This is a genomic window from Candidatus Enterovibrio altilux, assembly GCF_002381345.1.
Lineage (GTDB): Bacteria > Pseudomonadota > Gammaproteobacteria > Enterobacterales > Vibrionaceae > Enterovibrio > Enterovibrio altilux.
The window spans coordinates 327,584-343,518 of sequence record NZ_CP020663.1 but is presented as its reverse complement, the minus strand read 5'-3'; the positions used below and the strand labels follow the sequence as shown (position 1 = coordinate 343,518).

Here is a 15,935-nt window from a genome sequence, read left to right as displayed (position 1 = left end):
AAGACACCATGGCGACGGACAAACCAACGCTGACACTCATAGGCGACAGTGAAGTCATCGAAGGTGAAGACGCAAACTACACACTAGCTATCAGTGAAGCACCAATATCTGACTTGACCGTGACCGTGGTGGTAGGTCACAAGACCTCAGAAGATGATGATGTCACTCCAATCACGCATCAAGTCGTGATTGCCGCGGGCACCACCTTTACCAGCTTTACCGTTAATACAATTAATGATGGACTTAATGAATCCGTCGATAACGATGTGTTTACTCTTTCAATATTAGGGTCTTCAGGTGGTGGTTTTGAAGAACTCCCCTCCACATTAACAGCCATTGAGACGGTTATTAGAGATGACGCAGAAGATGCCGCACAATTGATGGAAGATATAGGCACGCAATCTATTTCAGGTGTGCTGCATGTCCTCGATTCTAACGGCTTGACTCCTCTAGAATTTACTAATACCACTGTCGTAGGTAATTACGGTTCACTAACACTAGTTAATGGAGATTGGACGTATTTACTCTACCCAACCGCTCAAATACTCAATGAAGGTGAGAATGTCACCGAGTTTATAATATTGACAGCAACAAATGGCACGGTTCAAACTATTGTAATTTCGGTAATAGGAACAGAAGATTCAGCTGTCGTGACAGGTGATTTCATAGGCAGTGTTGATGTCGCTGACTTCAGTATTAATACAGAAGCAAGCAATAACATTAGGGCAAGTAATGGAGAAATTATCAGTAATGCTAATTCGGCATGGACAACGACATCCACCATGGTAAACAACGTACCGTATGTGATTGCAACTCAATGGGGAAGCAGCGGTTCTACTATCATTTCACGTGTAAACAACGACGGCACGCTAACCGAAACAGACCGCATAACATATAATCAAAGCTCTGCGAGTGTCATAACCACGTCTGGTGGGAATATAACAGCAGATGTCCGAGCTTTAGGCATTCTGCCTGAATCATTGGGTAACGGCCTGACGCAATCCAATGCTGCCAATATTGATGGGCAAAATACCCTTTTTGTGACATCGCAAAACAGTTCATCACTAACAGCATGGAACATATCAGATAGTGGAGTGCTAACAATTAATGGTGGGATCACAAACATAAATGCAGAAGATGGTCAAAGCTATATTCGGGAAAATATCACTTTTGAAGGTGCTAATGGAATTAACTATATTTACGTAACACGCCCAGGAACTGACGGTATATCTAAATTTACTTATAGCTCAAAAACAGGCGAGATGGTTAATACTAATGAATTTGTTTTTGGCGGAGAAACAGTTTCATCTATTGATGTATGTACAACAAATGACTATAACAGCTTTTTGGCTGCAGCATCCAATGATGCAGTGCGAATATTCGCTATTAATCAAAGTACTGGAGCACTAACATTGGTTGAAGCTGTGGTCGTGCCGCAAGGAACGAGTAATAGCGTTAACTATTACCACACTAACGACAACAGAAGCTACATTATCTATTCCAATAATACCAGCAATAAGGCTTCGATCTTCCAGATGGCAGAGAATGGTTCTTTAACTCTGACTGACACGATTGACGGAGCAGGACATTATTTTTCTTCGGCGGGGTACATTGACGGCGAACCTGTTTATATCATGCCAAATGCCACTGCTGGCGTTGACCTCTACACAATTGGTCGTAATGGTTCATTCGTGTTGCAAACTACGGTAGCTAACATTAGTAACGATTGGACGCCTCCTGTTATTGTCCAAACCGAAGATAGCAGTTACTACCTTGTTGACGCTGATGGGCTAGCAAGTGCTATAAAACTCACTGTTGGCAATACTGGTGATGGTTCGGTTGGTAATGAAGGCGTTAAGGTGTCAGGTTCTCTGCATATATCTGATATCGACTCAGAGGATTTTTCATCCTTCGAAAATATTACGATTACGGGTACGTATGGCACATTAGTTCTTGTAGAGGGAACATGGATTTATACTCTAGATAAAGATAAATCTAGCAACATTCTAGATGATAAAATAGCTAAAGATGCCTTCAGGTTGACTGCGATAGATGGTACGACGCAAGACATTATTATTGATGTTACTGGCCACGAAACAGCATTGGAAGGTGGTGTTTATGGAAAAAATACAGATGCAATCATTGTCTACCTCTCACCGCAAGCGGCCTCTCCAGGATTTATTGAAGAGAGTTCAGGTGATGTTAATTTTAATTTGAGAGAATATGTTGCTGACTTAGTTGATGACGCTGATCTTTCAGATGCTCGCAAAACAAGTATGCAAATTATATCTCTTCCAAATGATGGTGTTCTCTACTATTACAATGAAAGTGGAGACAAAGTGCCAGTGGTGATTAATAATGTATTGTCTGATGAAACAATATTTATATTTGAGCCTAATCGAGCATCCATAACTTTCAGTCAAAATGATATCATAATCGCGACGCAAACAACCATCATTAGTAATGGTATTACGGTTTCAGGAGGAATTTTTTCTGGTACGAAACCAGATGACAGCAGCACCATTTCGCCTGCTAATATTGTTTGGGAATTCCAGAGTGGTGAAAGTGGTATTGGGGTGGGGTTAGATAGAGAGATCACATCGTCGCTAAAAGAAGTCTTAACCATAGAATTTACAGGAAGTACAAACGTCACCAATGCTGATATTGTTGTTAGTAGCGCTTTTGGAAATTTTTCCGACACTCGTTCAGCACAAGGCAAAGGTCAGCTTATAGCTTTTCGTGATGGCCAAGTTGTGGGAGAATATTCATATGCTAATCTTTGGGAGGCGTCAGGAGGAGATGGTGTAGCTACTTTGAATATAGTAAACTCAGAGGGATTTAATGAACTCCGTCTCTACATTACTGCAAATGTTAACTCAAATTTCAGCGTTACCAGTATTTCAGCTTCAGGTGTGAACACAACCGATACACAATTTACCTATAAAGCTATCAATTCGTTCGGAAACGAAAGTGAAATTGCTACCGTTAATTTGGGTGAAAACATTATTGATTCCGTGACAATGCCGGCCATCTCTACGGTGTCAGGAACGTTAGTTATTGTAAATTCAACAGGGGTAACGGCAGTATTTGCCAACACAACAAAATCAGGCACATACGGCTCAGTCACTTTAATGAACGGTACCTGGACGTATACACTACACCCCGCACTTTTGACCGTAATTTCCAATAATCAAAGTATTCAGGATACCATTACACTTACTGCAACAGATGGGACGATAGCGGAAGTAACCATTATTATCAGTGAATCGAGCAATGCGATCATTAGTTACTATACGACAATAGCTAATAACAGTCTTTCTGGTCTTATCGATATGGGCAGTATTTCTTTTTTAGGAAACAACGATACAGATAATATTTACGCTGGGAATAACAATGATGGCATCTTAAGTCTTGATGGAGATGACACTGTTTATAGCGGTGCAGGCGATGACATAATAGATCTAGGTGCAGGTAATGACTTGGTTGTCGGAGGTGCAGGCAATGATATTCTTATTGGTGGAGACGGCGAGGATGTTTTTACCTTCCTGAATGGCAACGAAGGTACAAATGAGGTACCCACCATTGATCATATCGGCGATTTTAATACCAATCAGGACGCACTTAATGTCACAGATTTGTTGCAAGGAGAAACGAATGATACCATTGGACAGTATCTAAATATTGTCATGGATAGTCAAGGATATGCAATGTTGAATATATCTTCCATGGGTAATGGTATGGTCGACCAGCAAGTTGTATTTGATAATCTAAGTGTCAATGATATGGCTACAGCCTATCAAATCGATGCTAGTGGTATATCGGCAGATCAGATTAGTACATTGATTATTGATGCGATGATTGTACAATCAAGAATCATCATTGATTAAACTTGCATATAAATCGATAAAATAATGAAATACTGCCTTTTTTATTGTTTAGCGATCATTTTAAAGTATTATTTGAGATACTCGTAAATAGCTATGCATTCAATAAAAAGTGTAGTGAGTAGCTAACTATAAAAGTTTTATTTCTTAAATCAGAGAACTAAAGGATCAATTTATGCTCTAAACAGCTAGGTTCACTGAAATATTCAGGTCTGTGAATAAATTTCGCCACAAAACAACCAACTGAAAGCAGTATAATCAAGCTTTAATCAATCATTGTTCGCTAATATGATGGATTCATGGAGCAGCCATTTAGCTATGGAATTAAACTAAACAGGGTAATCATGGGAGATCTCGTTTATTGAAAGGCTTAGTCAGTACGACAGCCATTATGGTTAAACGCACATTTTCCATGCTATTGAGAGGTCTGTAGTGCTTCATTAATTTTGTTTTTAGACTTACTAAACTGTCATTGTCATGCCTTCACTATTCATGATAAACAAGCGGGTTAAAATGGGTAAAATTATACGCTCAAGACTAAAGGAACTATCCAGCATTTAGCCATTGATTCTACGGGGCGCAAAATCTATGATGAAGTCGAATGAAAGTAAAAAAGCATGGTATTGATGAAAAATGGTAAGTCTGGCGTAAGGTACATTTAGCGGTTGATATCAATACGCATGAAATTATTGATACTGAGTTAAGTGCATCAAATGTGACTAACAGTGAAGTATTAGCTAACTTGCTCAAATAAACTTGCAAAAAATAAATGAAATATTAAGCTATAGTGCTTACGATACATCAGATAATATTATAAAACTGTTCGTATTAAACACGCGGTTTTGCTTACTCCATCAAGAAAAGGAACAACTTTTTAAAAATAAGGTTATCCGCGTAATGTAGTGGTAAGTTACTAGAAGCTATACGGTTTAAACCAGCATTAGGAAACGAAGTATGATTATCGTAAACGTTCCTTATCAAAAATGGTAATGTTTCAAGTCAAACAATTTCTCGGAGAGACATTGAGCTTAGGAGATCACCGTGCTAAAATTCGAGAAAGTAACGTAATAATAAAAACATTAAATAAATTGATTGGGCTAAGTATGTCTAAAACGTAAGTGATTGTTTAATAGTCAACTATTTTAGAATTTGCTATTGGAACTTTAACAAAGAAACAAAGCCAATTAATGAATTCATTTAGACCTCTTAATGACATTGAAAAATATGCGTTTAACCGTGAGAGTTATCTGAATGGCTAAGTCTCTAAATAAATGAGAGCTTTTATGATTACCCTGCTTAGTTTGATTCTTAACTGAATGGTTTCTTCATCAATTTAAAACATGAGTGAGCCATGATTGATTAAAACTTAATTACATTGCTACTCGTTGGTTGTTTTGTAGAGAAGCTTATTTATAGACCTGAATATTGCAGTGAGTCTAGTTGTTTAGAGCGTAGATTAATAATTTAGTTCTCTTATTTAGGAAACGAAGCCCCTCTGCGTAGTGATCTTTAGTACAAGAGACTTTTCATACATTATAATAAAAATATAACCATTTAATTTTGCAGTTTGAGACTCTTGTGTGACATCCTTTTGGCATTTTATCATTGAACGCATTATGAGGAAGCTATTTGTTTATTCTAGCTATCATGTATTGCACGTCAACCTGTTTATTAAGATAGGCAATAATTTGATAGATATGATGGTAAGTGAGCTTGCTGAGATAATTCATAAAATAGTCATGTATTCAATAAGCATTCTTCGTGTAAAATACTGTCTTATTAATGATGATTATTATAATTATCGTTGATATTTATTTTTGCCACAATAATCACTCAAAAAGTGGAACATATTACGCTAAGTTCAATATCATGAATACATGACTACTACTTTGTAAAGCAAATCAAGCCTACTTTTGATTCATTTAATTTCTAAACAATTGGACGCTGGCCGAGGCTAATCCATTTTAACAGAAGACGATCAGTAGCTTCAGCAGCAGAATCTGCTAACTGCTGAGTTAGCTTCTTACGCTCCACATAACGAATACCTAATACGTTTTTTTCTTTTATTGCAGACATAAGGTAATCATCACTCGTGCCTATACTATCGATTAAACCTAGGGGGAGAGCTTGATTGCCAAACCAATGCTCACCAGTTGCAACTTTTTCAAGATTCAACGATGGACGATGAACGGCAATAAAATTTTTTAATAAAACGTGAGTTTCTTCTAGTTCGCTTATAAACTTATCTCGCGCTTTATCAGTATTTTCACCAAACATGGTTAATGTACGCTTAAACTCTCCTGCAGTTAATTGTTCGAATTCAATATTATATTTTTTAAGAAGTTTATTGAAATTTGGCAATTGGGCAATAATGCCAATTGAACCGACAATAGCGAACGGAGCGGCAATTATTCTATCTGCTACGCAAGCCATCATGTAACCACCACTTGCTGCAACTTTGTCTATAGATATGGTCAGCAGTATTCCTGCTTGCTTGATGCGATCAAGCTGTGAAGACGCTAGTCCATATGCATGCATCATACCTCCACTACTTTCAAGGCGAACCATTACTTCGTCGCCTTCTTTAATCACAGCCAAAACAGCAGTAATTTCTTCACGCAATGCGGTTACTTCACGCGCATCAATGCTGCCTTTAAAATCTACAACAAACAAATGCGGGTTTCGACTCGACACCAATTTTGTGAGATCAGTTATTTTCTTAGCTTCTGCTTTGACTTCCTGTGCTTTTGCTTTATTTGCTTTTTTTTCTTTCTTATTACGCACTTTTAAGACTGCGTCATCATACAAGTGCGATTCTATCGCGTGGATAAGATCTTTATGTTTATCCGTTAGGTTAGTTATTGTAAGTTTTCCTTTTTGTCCTTCTTTACCACCTGCATTTTTTATAATGGCAAAAATGATAATGACTGTACTAGCGAAGGTTAAAATTTTGGCCAAAAACAGACCGTAATCAAGCAAGAATTCCAAACTATTTTCCTCTATATTATGTATCCATATAGTCTACTACTAATCAACGGATAGATTCACGAGGAATGTTAACTAAAATGCTGGTTTCACCTCGCTTTTTGACATCAGCAGGCTGTTTATGATACTAGTAAGCACTGTAAATGCTTAGTTGCTGAATAATTCGAAATCATGGTATAAAGTATGAAAATTTTTTTAACAAGAGCTGAAAACAAAAACTCCAAATCTATCATTGTGATACTCATGATAGCCGAGTGTGTAATCGCATAAAAGCGCTTTATTTCCTAATTAAGGGAACTTCGTTTTCAATCTTCGCTACAAAATAATGAACTGGAATCAGTAGAATCAAGCCTTAGTCAATCGTCGCTCACTCACATTCTGAATTAATTTAAAAAGCTATTCAGCCATGGAATTAAACGAAGCAGAGTAATCATGGAAGATTTCGTTTACTTAGTGACTTAGCTATTACGATGGTCCTTATGGTTAAATGTGCATTTTCAATGCCATTGAAAGGTCTCCCATGATTCATTAATTCTGTTTTCAAACTTGCTTAACTACGATTGTCATGCCCTCACTATTCATGAATGAACAAGCGAGCCAAATCGTTAACGTCACGTTCAAGACGAAGAATAAAAGAACCATCCAGTGCTTAGCGATTGATTCTACGGGGACCAAAAGTCTACGGTGCAAGAGAAAGGAAAGTAAAACAGCATGGTATTGATGGGGAATGGTGAGTCTTGCGTAAATTACATTTAGTGGTGGATATAAATACGTATGAAATCATTGCCGTTGAGTTAAGTGCATCAAATGTGACTGACGATGAAGTGCTACCTAAGTTACTTAAACAGACCCGCCGAAAAATTAATGAAATATCAGCCTACAGTGCTTACGAAACCAAACAATGTTACGCAATTGTTCGTATTAAATGAGCTGGCTCACTCATCCCGCCAAGAAAATGAGTACTTTTTAAAAACGAGGTTAGCCCCGAAATTTGGCGGTCGGTTACCAGAAGTGATGCGGTTTAAATCAGCATTGGAAAACGAAATATGGTTACCATAAGCGTTCCCTATCAGAGACGGCAATGTTTCTAGCTCAAAAGCTATTAGGAGGGACATTGAGCTTAAGAGATCATAATGCTTAAATTAGCAAAACTAACGCCGTGATAAAAACGTTAAATAAGCTGATTAGGCTAAGTATGCCTTGCATAAAAGCGATTGTTCAATTGTTAGTCATGTTGGAATCAGCTATCTGAACTCAAATTAGGAAACAAAGCCTTAATTTACTGGTATTTTGCATTATTATATTTAGAACTAGTATAGTTCGCATAATATCAGATTTAATGCTAAATATATAAATCATGTTAAAAAAACAATATTTAACATTGCAAGGACGTACAAAGGTGGAATAAAAAATGGTTTTTATTAAAAAAAAAGTCTCTAAAGAGTTGGATCGTATAGATAAAAATATTCTTAATGAATTACAAAAATATGGACGAGTTTCTAACGTTGAGTTATCAAAACGTGTTGGTTTGTCTCCCACCCCTTGTTTGGAGCGTGTTCGACGCTTAGAGAGGCAAGGATATATTAGTGGCTACACTGCATTATTGAACCCGCAATTTCTGGATGCTTCATTACTGGTTTTTGTTGAAATTACGCTTAATCGTGGGGCGCCAGACGTGTTTGAACAGTTTAATAAAGCCGTTCAACAGCTGGGCAATATTCAAGAGTGTCACCTTGTTTCAGGTGACTTTGATTACCTTTTGAAAACCCGTGCTTCTGATATGTCTGCTTATCGTAAGTTATTAGGTGATACGTTATTACGTCTTCCAGGTGTGCATGACACTCGTACTTACGTGGTAATGGAAGAGGTTAAACAAACGAATCATTTGGTAATTAAAACACGATAATGACTTATATCGTTCGGATAATCCAAGTTATAATGAGTATTGTATTGGCTTTATTTCCTAATTTGAATTTGTTTTTTGAGCACGAATTAAGAAACAAAACCAATTATATTCGACAAACCGAGTAGCTTACTGCTCGGTCTGTTTTTTGTTTAGTGTACACTTTTACAAAAAGTGGATGGACTGAGTAGTCTACGTATGATGTATGAATCATTCAAAAACTTTGGCTAGCTAAAATGATTCATCGAATGCATGCAGTTTGGTAACAACATCGTACAGTTATGCAGGAACATTCTACTTGAACACGATTTTATAGATAGGTGACAATGAAGCTTTTTTGGCGTCAGGAGCATAAACAGACATACACCTCATGTCGATTAAATGGGAAGCAGCGTTTAAAAGAAACAGCTCTCATTTTGGGATTATTGTCAGCGGTGTTTATACTTATTTCTCTTTTTAGTTATGATTCAGCTGACCCTTCATGGTCTCAAACTGCTTGGGATCGTCCAGTACAAAATGCTGCAGGCACATTTGGTGCTTGGATTGCAGATACATTCTTCTTTGCTCTTGGTACTCTTGCGTACCTTCTCCCATTTATTTTGGTTTTAGGTTGTTGGGTTTTATTTCTACAACGTGATGAATTAGAGCCTATTAATTATACTATTCTCGCAACACGTGTCTTAGGTATTGTACTTTTACTTTTGACTAGTTGTGGTTTAGCTGACTTGAATTTTGATGATTTTGGGTACTTTTCATCTGGTGGTGTTGTTGGAGATCTGATTTCAAGTATTGCATTACCCTTGTTTAATCTACTAGGTACAACACTGGTATTTTTGTTTCTGTGGGCAGCTGGTTTTATGTTATTTACTGGTATTTCATGGTTGACCATTGTTGATACACTCGGTGAAAAAATGCTTTCAATAATCACTTGGGTTATTAATCATGCATGCGGCGGTAAACTGCAAATATTTGGAATAACAATTAATGTCTCCGACACGTTTGATGAAACAGGTATAGCGAATGGGAATACTTTGCTTGCTAAGAACGCTAAGTTAGAAAAGCAAGAATTAGTGAATCTGACTATACTGCATAAAGCCCAGAATATTGACCAACCAGAAATATATTCGCCACTTATTCCCCACGAGCCTTCAGCGTCAATGGGAGCTGAACATAAAGATCCTATTGTTGCTTTTGGAGATTCTTCTGTAAAATCTATTTCGTTACCTGTAGATGTGGAACATGCTTTTGAAGGAGAACATAAACATGCTCTTTTACCAGCAGTGCATTTTCATGAAAGAGCCAAGTATGAGTTAGGTCCTGACGGCTTTAATAGTGTTGAAGATATGATTTCGTTTGCTAATGTGGATTATGTAGTCTCAAATATGGTGTCACTTGAAGAGCAGAATGGAAGCGTCACTAAAGAAGAATTAGGTACTCAAAATAGCCCATTAACGGGATCATGTCTGTCATTGGACACTGACACCTCGAAAGATATGACAGAGCATGGAGTATTAATAGATGAAATGGCAAATACATTACATCCGTTGTTGTTTAAAGACGAGCTCAACTCACCAAAGCCGAGAGAATCCCTACCAACGGTAGATTTACTGGATCCACCTCGTAATACGACAACACGAGCCTCTAATGAAGAGCTGGAGTATCAAGCCAGATTGATTGAAATGCGCCTTGAAGATTACAAAATCAAAGTTACGGTAAAAGATATATTTCCGGGGCCTGTTATTACGCGCTTTGAACTTGATCCTGCTCCTGGTGTGAAGGTAAGCCGTATAATGGGACTGTCAAAAGATATTGCACGTTCTTTATCAACTAGTTCTGTGCGTGTTGTCGATGTCATTCAGGGTAAACCCTACATTGGCTTGGAGTTGCCAAATACCAGTCGAGAAACGGTGTTTATGTCTGACGTAGTCTCCAGCAAGCGATTCAAGACATCTAAGTCGCCATTATCAGTGGTTCTGGGAAAAGATATTGCTGGTGAAGCTGTTGTAACTGATTTAGCCAAAGCTCCGCATATGCTGGTGGCTGGTACGACTGGCTCGGGCAAATCGGTAGGCGTAAATGTTATGATCGTTAGCATGCTATACAAAGCAGGTCCTGAAGATGTTCGTTTCATTATGATTGACCCTAAGATGTTGGAGCTGTCGGTTTACGAAGGCATTCCTCATCTATTGACAGAAGTGGTGACGGACATGAAAGATGCAGGTAATGCATTGCGATGGTGTGTTGCTGAGATGGAGCGACGTTACAAGCTAATGTCTGCATTTGGTGTACGTAGCATTGATGGTTTTAATGATAAAATTAAAAAAGCTCATGATGCTAGTCACCCAATTCTGGATCCACTCTGGAAGCTGGGTGATAGTATGGATGACACAGCTCCTATTTTAAATAAACTTCCATATATTGTAGTCATTGTTGATGAATTCGCTGATTTAATAATGGTAGTAGGTAAGAAGGTTGAAGAACTGATTGCGCGTTTGGCGCAAAAAGCTCGCGCCGCAGGTATTCACCTTGTACTTGCAACACAGCGACCATCAGTTGATGTCATTACAGGTTTGATAAAAGCCAATATTCCGACGCGAATGGCGTTTACTGTATCAACGAAGACTGATTCACGTACTATTCTTGATCAAAGTGGTGCAGAATCGTTGCTTGGGATGGGTGATATGCTGTTCATGCCTAATGGCTCTAATCGTCCTTCACGTATTCATGGTGCCTTTGTGAATGATGATGAAGTTCATCGTGTTGTTAGCAACTGGAAGGCTCGAAGCAAATCACTGTATATAAATGATATTATTAACGGTGACCATGGCTTTGCAGGGCTTCTACCTGGGGAAACTGGAGAAAGTGGTGATGGTGAAGAACTGGATGAGTTGTTTGATCTAGTGGTTGAATTTGTAACTGAATCACGCAGAGCATCAGTTTCAGGCGTACAGAGGAGATTTAAAATTGGTTATAATCGTGCTGCACGTATTGTTGAACAATTAGAAGTGCAGGGTATTGTAAGTTCATCCGGACATAACTCGAATCGCGAAGTGTTAGTTCCGTCACGATCATCGAGAGATGGAGTGGAGTGATACGAATGAGGCAGATGTTGTTGTCTTTGCTATTATGTGCGCCTGTAGTGCTTGCATCTCCTAAGCAAGAATTGAGTACCCGCCTCGACAAATTAAATAGTTTCACTGCAGTCTTTAAGCAAATGGTGACTAGTCCCGAAGGGGAAGTAATTAGTGAGAGTGAAGGTACCTTGGCCATGAAGCGCCCTAATTTATTTCATTGGAAAACTATCATTCCTGATGAAAATTTGCTGGTTTTTGACGGTGAAACGTTATGGTATTATAGCCCAGTTATAGAACAGGTGACTGCGATGAGGCTAGATGATATGATATCGAAAACACCCTTTTCGTTGCTAATACGTAACGACTCAAGAAATTGGCAGAACTATAATGTTAGCCACGAAGGAGATAAGTTTGTGTTATCACCAAATAAAGCATCTAACATGGTTACACTTATCATTACAGTCCTGCCTAATGGTTGTATAATGAAGTTTTCAATTGTTGAACAAGATGGGCAAATTAGCCGTTTCGCCATGTCAAATATCAAAAATGTGTCACCTAAGGCATCTCTTTTTCGCTTTACTGTTCCAAATGGTGTGGAGCTGGACGATCAACGATAGTAAGTGAGTATTCCTATGGAATAATTTAAGTTTCTATCTTGCCAATGATTGTCTTCCCCGGGTTGCGTGTATACGGCTAATAAACTTAGACGGATTCATCGGGCAAAAAATGGCAGGTTCACTTAAATACTCAGGGCTATAAATAAACTTCACTATAAAATAACTGACTGGCAGCAGTATAATCAAGCTTTATTCAATTGTGGCTGACTAACATTGTGAATTGGCGAAGAAGCCGTGCAGCTATGGAATTAAATTAAGCAGGGTAATTATGGGAGGTTTCATTAATTCTATTCTTAAATTTGCTCAACTGCCGTTGTCGTTCTCTCACTATTAATGTATTAGAAAGTGAGCTAAAACGGTTAACGCTATATTCAAAATGAAGAATAAAGGAACCATTTAGAACTTAGCCATTGATGCTATGGGACCCAAAGTTTACAGTGAATGAAAATAAAAAGTATAAAAACATTGCTTTGATGGGAAACGATGAGTTTGGTGTAAGTTACATTTAGTGGTAGATATAAATATGTATGAAATTATTGTTGCTGAGTTAAGTTTATCAAATGTGATTCATGGTGAAGTGTTGCCTAATTTACGCCAGACTTGCCGAAGAATTAATAAGATATTCTGCGATGGTGTTTACAATACCAGACCGTGTTACGAAACCGTTCATATTTAATGGACGGTTCCAGTTGTTCCCCCAAAAAAGGAACAACGTTAGGAACGGCTCATCTGTTTAATTTAACAGTGAGTTATCTGCAGTTATACGGTTCAAATCAGCGCTGGAAAACGGAGCATAGTTACTGTAAACGTTTCCTAGCAGAGACAGCAAGAGTTCAAGTTAAAAAATTACTGGGAGGGACATGGAACCTAAGGAGCATGCAATTCAGGTTAGTTGAAACTGACGGCATGATAAAAGCGTCCAATAAGCTGATAAGACTAGGTATGCCTAAAACGAAAGCTATTGTCTAATAGTGCATCATGTTGGGATTTACCATCTGAGCTAGAACTAAGAAACAAAGCCCTTCGTAAGGAATAATCTATGTCGGTGGGTTCCCACGATAAAAGCAATGAACGGATAGAACCAAATCAAATGGTTTGCGTGCATTTCCTGAAATGACACTTCAATGACAATAAGTAATAGCGTAAAGCATACCAGTATTTCCTCCGAGTATAACGTTCTGTTGACGTTGCGAACGATAAAATAGAGCACTGCGCAAAATTGGACCAGAGGGAATAAAACATGTAGTGTATCTGGCGTGATGGAGTAAAGGCTGGTTGAGTCGAACTCAAGACTCATGCGAAGAATAAATACATTTGCCATTATGGCATGATAATCCCATGCGAGAAAGACAATAAGTGGCATTATACCCAACACACAGCCAATGAAAAAATTGCGCTGAATATCTTTACGTAAAAACATGATCAGCAAGAATGCAGCAGGGGAAAATTTGGATGCAATCGAAAGTCCCATCAGTATCCCGGCAAATAGCCATTGTTCTTTTTGGACGCAAACGATACCCAATAGAAGCAATGCGACGGGGTATATATCGTTTGCTCCTACTTTGAAAACTTCATACCAAAGTCGCTCTGGCAATAGAAACAATACGAGAGTGATGAGTATTGTACTGATAACCTGCCAGCATCCCTTTTTTTTGATATTATTGAAAACTAGCATACTTAAAGAAATAGACGCAATAATGAAGTATAACAAGCTCATTGCTTTGTAGCCAATATCAGGAAAAAAAGCAGCGGGAGCATATCCAAGTAACATTCCTGGGCCATAATGAAACCCACGATGCTTTGGTGCAAGTTCAGGGCGAACATTGATGTCTTGGCTAAGATATGGGTTTTGTCCAAAAAGAAAAAATTGCTTAGCAGCGTGTTCAGTAGTGTAGCCGATATCAACCGTCGGAGGTACAAATATAAACTCACCATAGACTGGTATCATACGAACAAGAATGAATGCAAGTCCAGCTAAAGCAAGTAAACATTCTGTGATAAGTAAAATATTACCAATATCGTCTTGTTGATGACGGTGTTTGAAAAGCATCAGGATTAAGGCGAATAAGCCACTAAAACAGAGAAATTTAGTAAATGAGTGCCCCCAATCATAGGTTTGAAATAGACGATAAATGAAATAAATAAAAATTAGTGAAACAAAAAATGATGCTAAACAATTTACTATGTGAAGACTTTTTTGCGATGAAGTATGTTGATTGAATGCAATGAAGCTCATAACGGTCACCCACCAAATAAATCCATGTTGGCATTATGATTAAAATACGATTTTGAACTCTTATTATCAGTGTAGTTATTAAGCAATAAAGTGCGTCAGATGAAAGACGAATTATGAGCGCTGCTATGCATTTGTGATTTTAATGAATTTTGTTTCCTAATTCGAGTTCAGGGAGCAAATTCTAAGATAATTAATTACTAAACAATTATTTTTGTTTTAGGCATACTTAGCTCTACCAGCTTATGTAACGCTTTTATCATGCCGTAAGTTTCGTTAATTTGAATATTGTTACCTCTTAAACTCAATGTTCCTCTCAGTCAATGTTTAATTCAAACCATTTCTGTCTCTGCTAGAGAACGCATATGGTAACGGGCTTTATTTCCTAAATAAGGAAACTAAATTTTTGATCAATACTCTAAACAGCTAGGTTCACTTAAATATTCAGGTATGTGAACAATATTTGCTACAAAACAACGAATTGGAAACAGTATAATCAAGTTTTAATCAATCGGACCCACTAATATTTTGGATTGATGAATAAGCTATTCAGCTATGGAATGAAATGAAGCAGTGTAATCATGGAAGTCCTTGTTTATTTAGCGACTTAGCCATTACGACGACTCTCATGGATAAATGCGTATTTTCAATGTCATTGAGAGGTCTGCAAGGGTTCATTCATTCTGTTTTTTAAACTTGTTCAATCACTGTTATCATGCTCTCATTTCTTATGCATTAGCAAGTGAGCCAAAATGGTGAACGTCGCGTTTAAGACGAAAATTACAGGAACTATCCAGTACTTAACTATTGATTTTAAAAATAAAAATTTACAACGAAGGTAAACGCCAAGTAAAAAGGCATAGCACTGATGGGAAACGGCGGGTTTAGCGTCAGTTACATTGAACGGTAGATATTAATACGCAGGAAATCATTGCTGCTGAGTTAAACGCATCGAATGTGACTAACGGCGAAGTGCTACTTAATGTGCTCAGACAGATCTGCTGAAGGACCAATGAAATATCAGACTACAGTTTTTATTCCACTAAGAAAAGGAACAATTTTTTGAAAATGAGGTTACTTGCGTAATTTATCGGTTAGTTACCAAAAGTTATACGATTCAAACAAGCGTTGAAAAATGAGGTATAGTTACCATAAAGATTCCCTCTTACTAGATGGGTACATTTCGAGTCCAAAACTCTTCGAAGAGATATTGAGCCTAAGGGATTATAATGTTTAGAT

At 37.8% G+C, this 15,935-nt stretch carries 6 protein-coding genes and 4 pseudogenes; 8 read left to right on the top strand and 2 right to left on the bottom strand.

Going from position 1 to position 15,935, the window contains the following annotated elements:
* Positions 1 to 8 precede the first annotated feature (8 nt).
* The gene (locus tag BTN50_RS09150) at positions 9 to 3,887 is read left to right on the top strand and encodes a VCBS domain-containing protein (RefSeq protein ID WP_096619998.1); all 3,879 of its coding nucleotides are present in this window, start codon (positions 9 to 11) and stop codon (positions 3,885 to 3,887) included.
* 265 nt (positions 3,888 to 4,152) lie between these two features.
* A pseudogene (locus BTN50_RS09145) lies at positions 4,153 to 5,002 on the top strand (IS5 family transposase).
* 811 nt (positions 5,003 to 5,813) lie between these two features.
* Here BTN50_RS09145 and sohB read toward each other — a convergent pair.
* Positions 5,814 to 6,872, bottom strand: coding sequence for a protease SohB (gene sohB / locus BTN50_RS09140; RefSeq protein WP_096619996.1), 1,059 nt, complete (start codon positions 6,870 to 6,872; stop codon positions 5,814 to 5,816).
* A gap of 322 nt (positions 6,873 to 7,194) precedes the next feature.
* Between sohB and BTN50_RS09135 the strand changes: the two are divergent.
* From BTN50_RS09135 to BTN50_RS09115, 5 genes and pseudogenes are all read left to right on the top strand, one after another.
* Positions 7,195 to 8,121 (top strand): annotated as a pseudogene (locus BTN50_RS09135) (IS5 family transposase).
* A gap of 159 nt (positions 8,122 to 8,280) precedes the next feature.
* The gene (gene lrp / locus BTN50_RS09130) at positions 8,281 to 8,775 is read left to right on the top strand and encodes a leucine-responsive transcriptional regulator Lrp (RefSeq protein WP_096619994.1); all 495 of its coding nucleotides are present in this window, start codon (positions 8,281 to 8,283) and stop codon (positions 8,773 to 8,775) included.
* Between the two features lie 323 nt (positions 8,776 to 9,098).
* Entirely contained in the window at positions 9,099 to 11,864 is a 2,766-nt protein-coding gene (locus BTN50_RS09125; protein ID WP_096619992.1) for a DNA translocase FtsK, read from the top strand.
* Between the two features lie 5 nt (positions 11,865 to 11,869).
* Positions 11,870 to 12,463 (top strand): outer membrane lipoprotein chaperone LolA, encoded by a 594-nt coding sequence (gene lolA / locus BTN50_RS09120; protein ID WP_096619990.1) that lies wholly within the window; start codon positions 11,870 to 11,872, stop codon positions 12,461 to 12,463.
* 138 nt (positions 12,464 to 12,601) lie between these two features.
* Positions 12,602 to 13,432 (top strand): annotated as a pseudogene (locus BTN50_RS09115) (transposase).
* Positions 13,433 to 13,469: 37 nt separating this feature from the next.
* Here BTN50_RS09115 and BTN50_RS09110 read toward each other — a convergent pair.
* On the bottom strand, positions 13,470 to 14,699 hold the full coding sequence (locus BTN50_RS09110) for a glycosyltransferase family 87 protein (protein ID WP_096619988.1): 1,230 nt from the start codon (positions 14,697 to 14,699) through the stop codon (positions 13,470 to 13,472).
* Between the two features lie 449 nt (positions 14,700 to 15,148).
* Between BTN50_RS09110 and BTN50_RS11670 the strand changes: the two are divergent.
* A pseudogene (locus tag BTN50_RS11670) lies at positions 15,149 to 15,825 on the top strand (transposase); the annotation flags it as partial.
* Between the last annotated feature and the right edge of the window lie 110 nt (positions 15,826 to 15,935).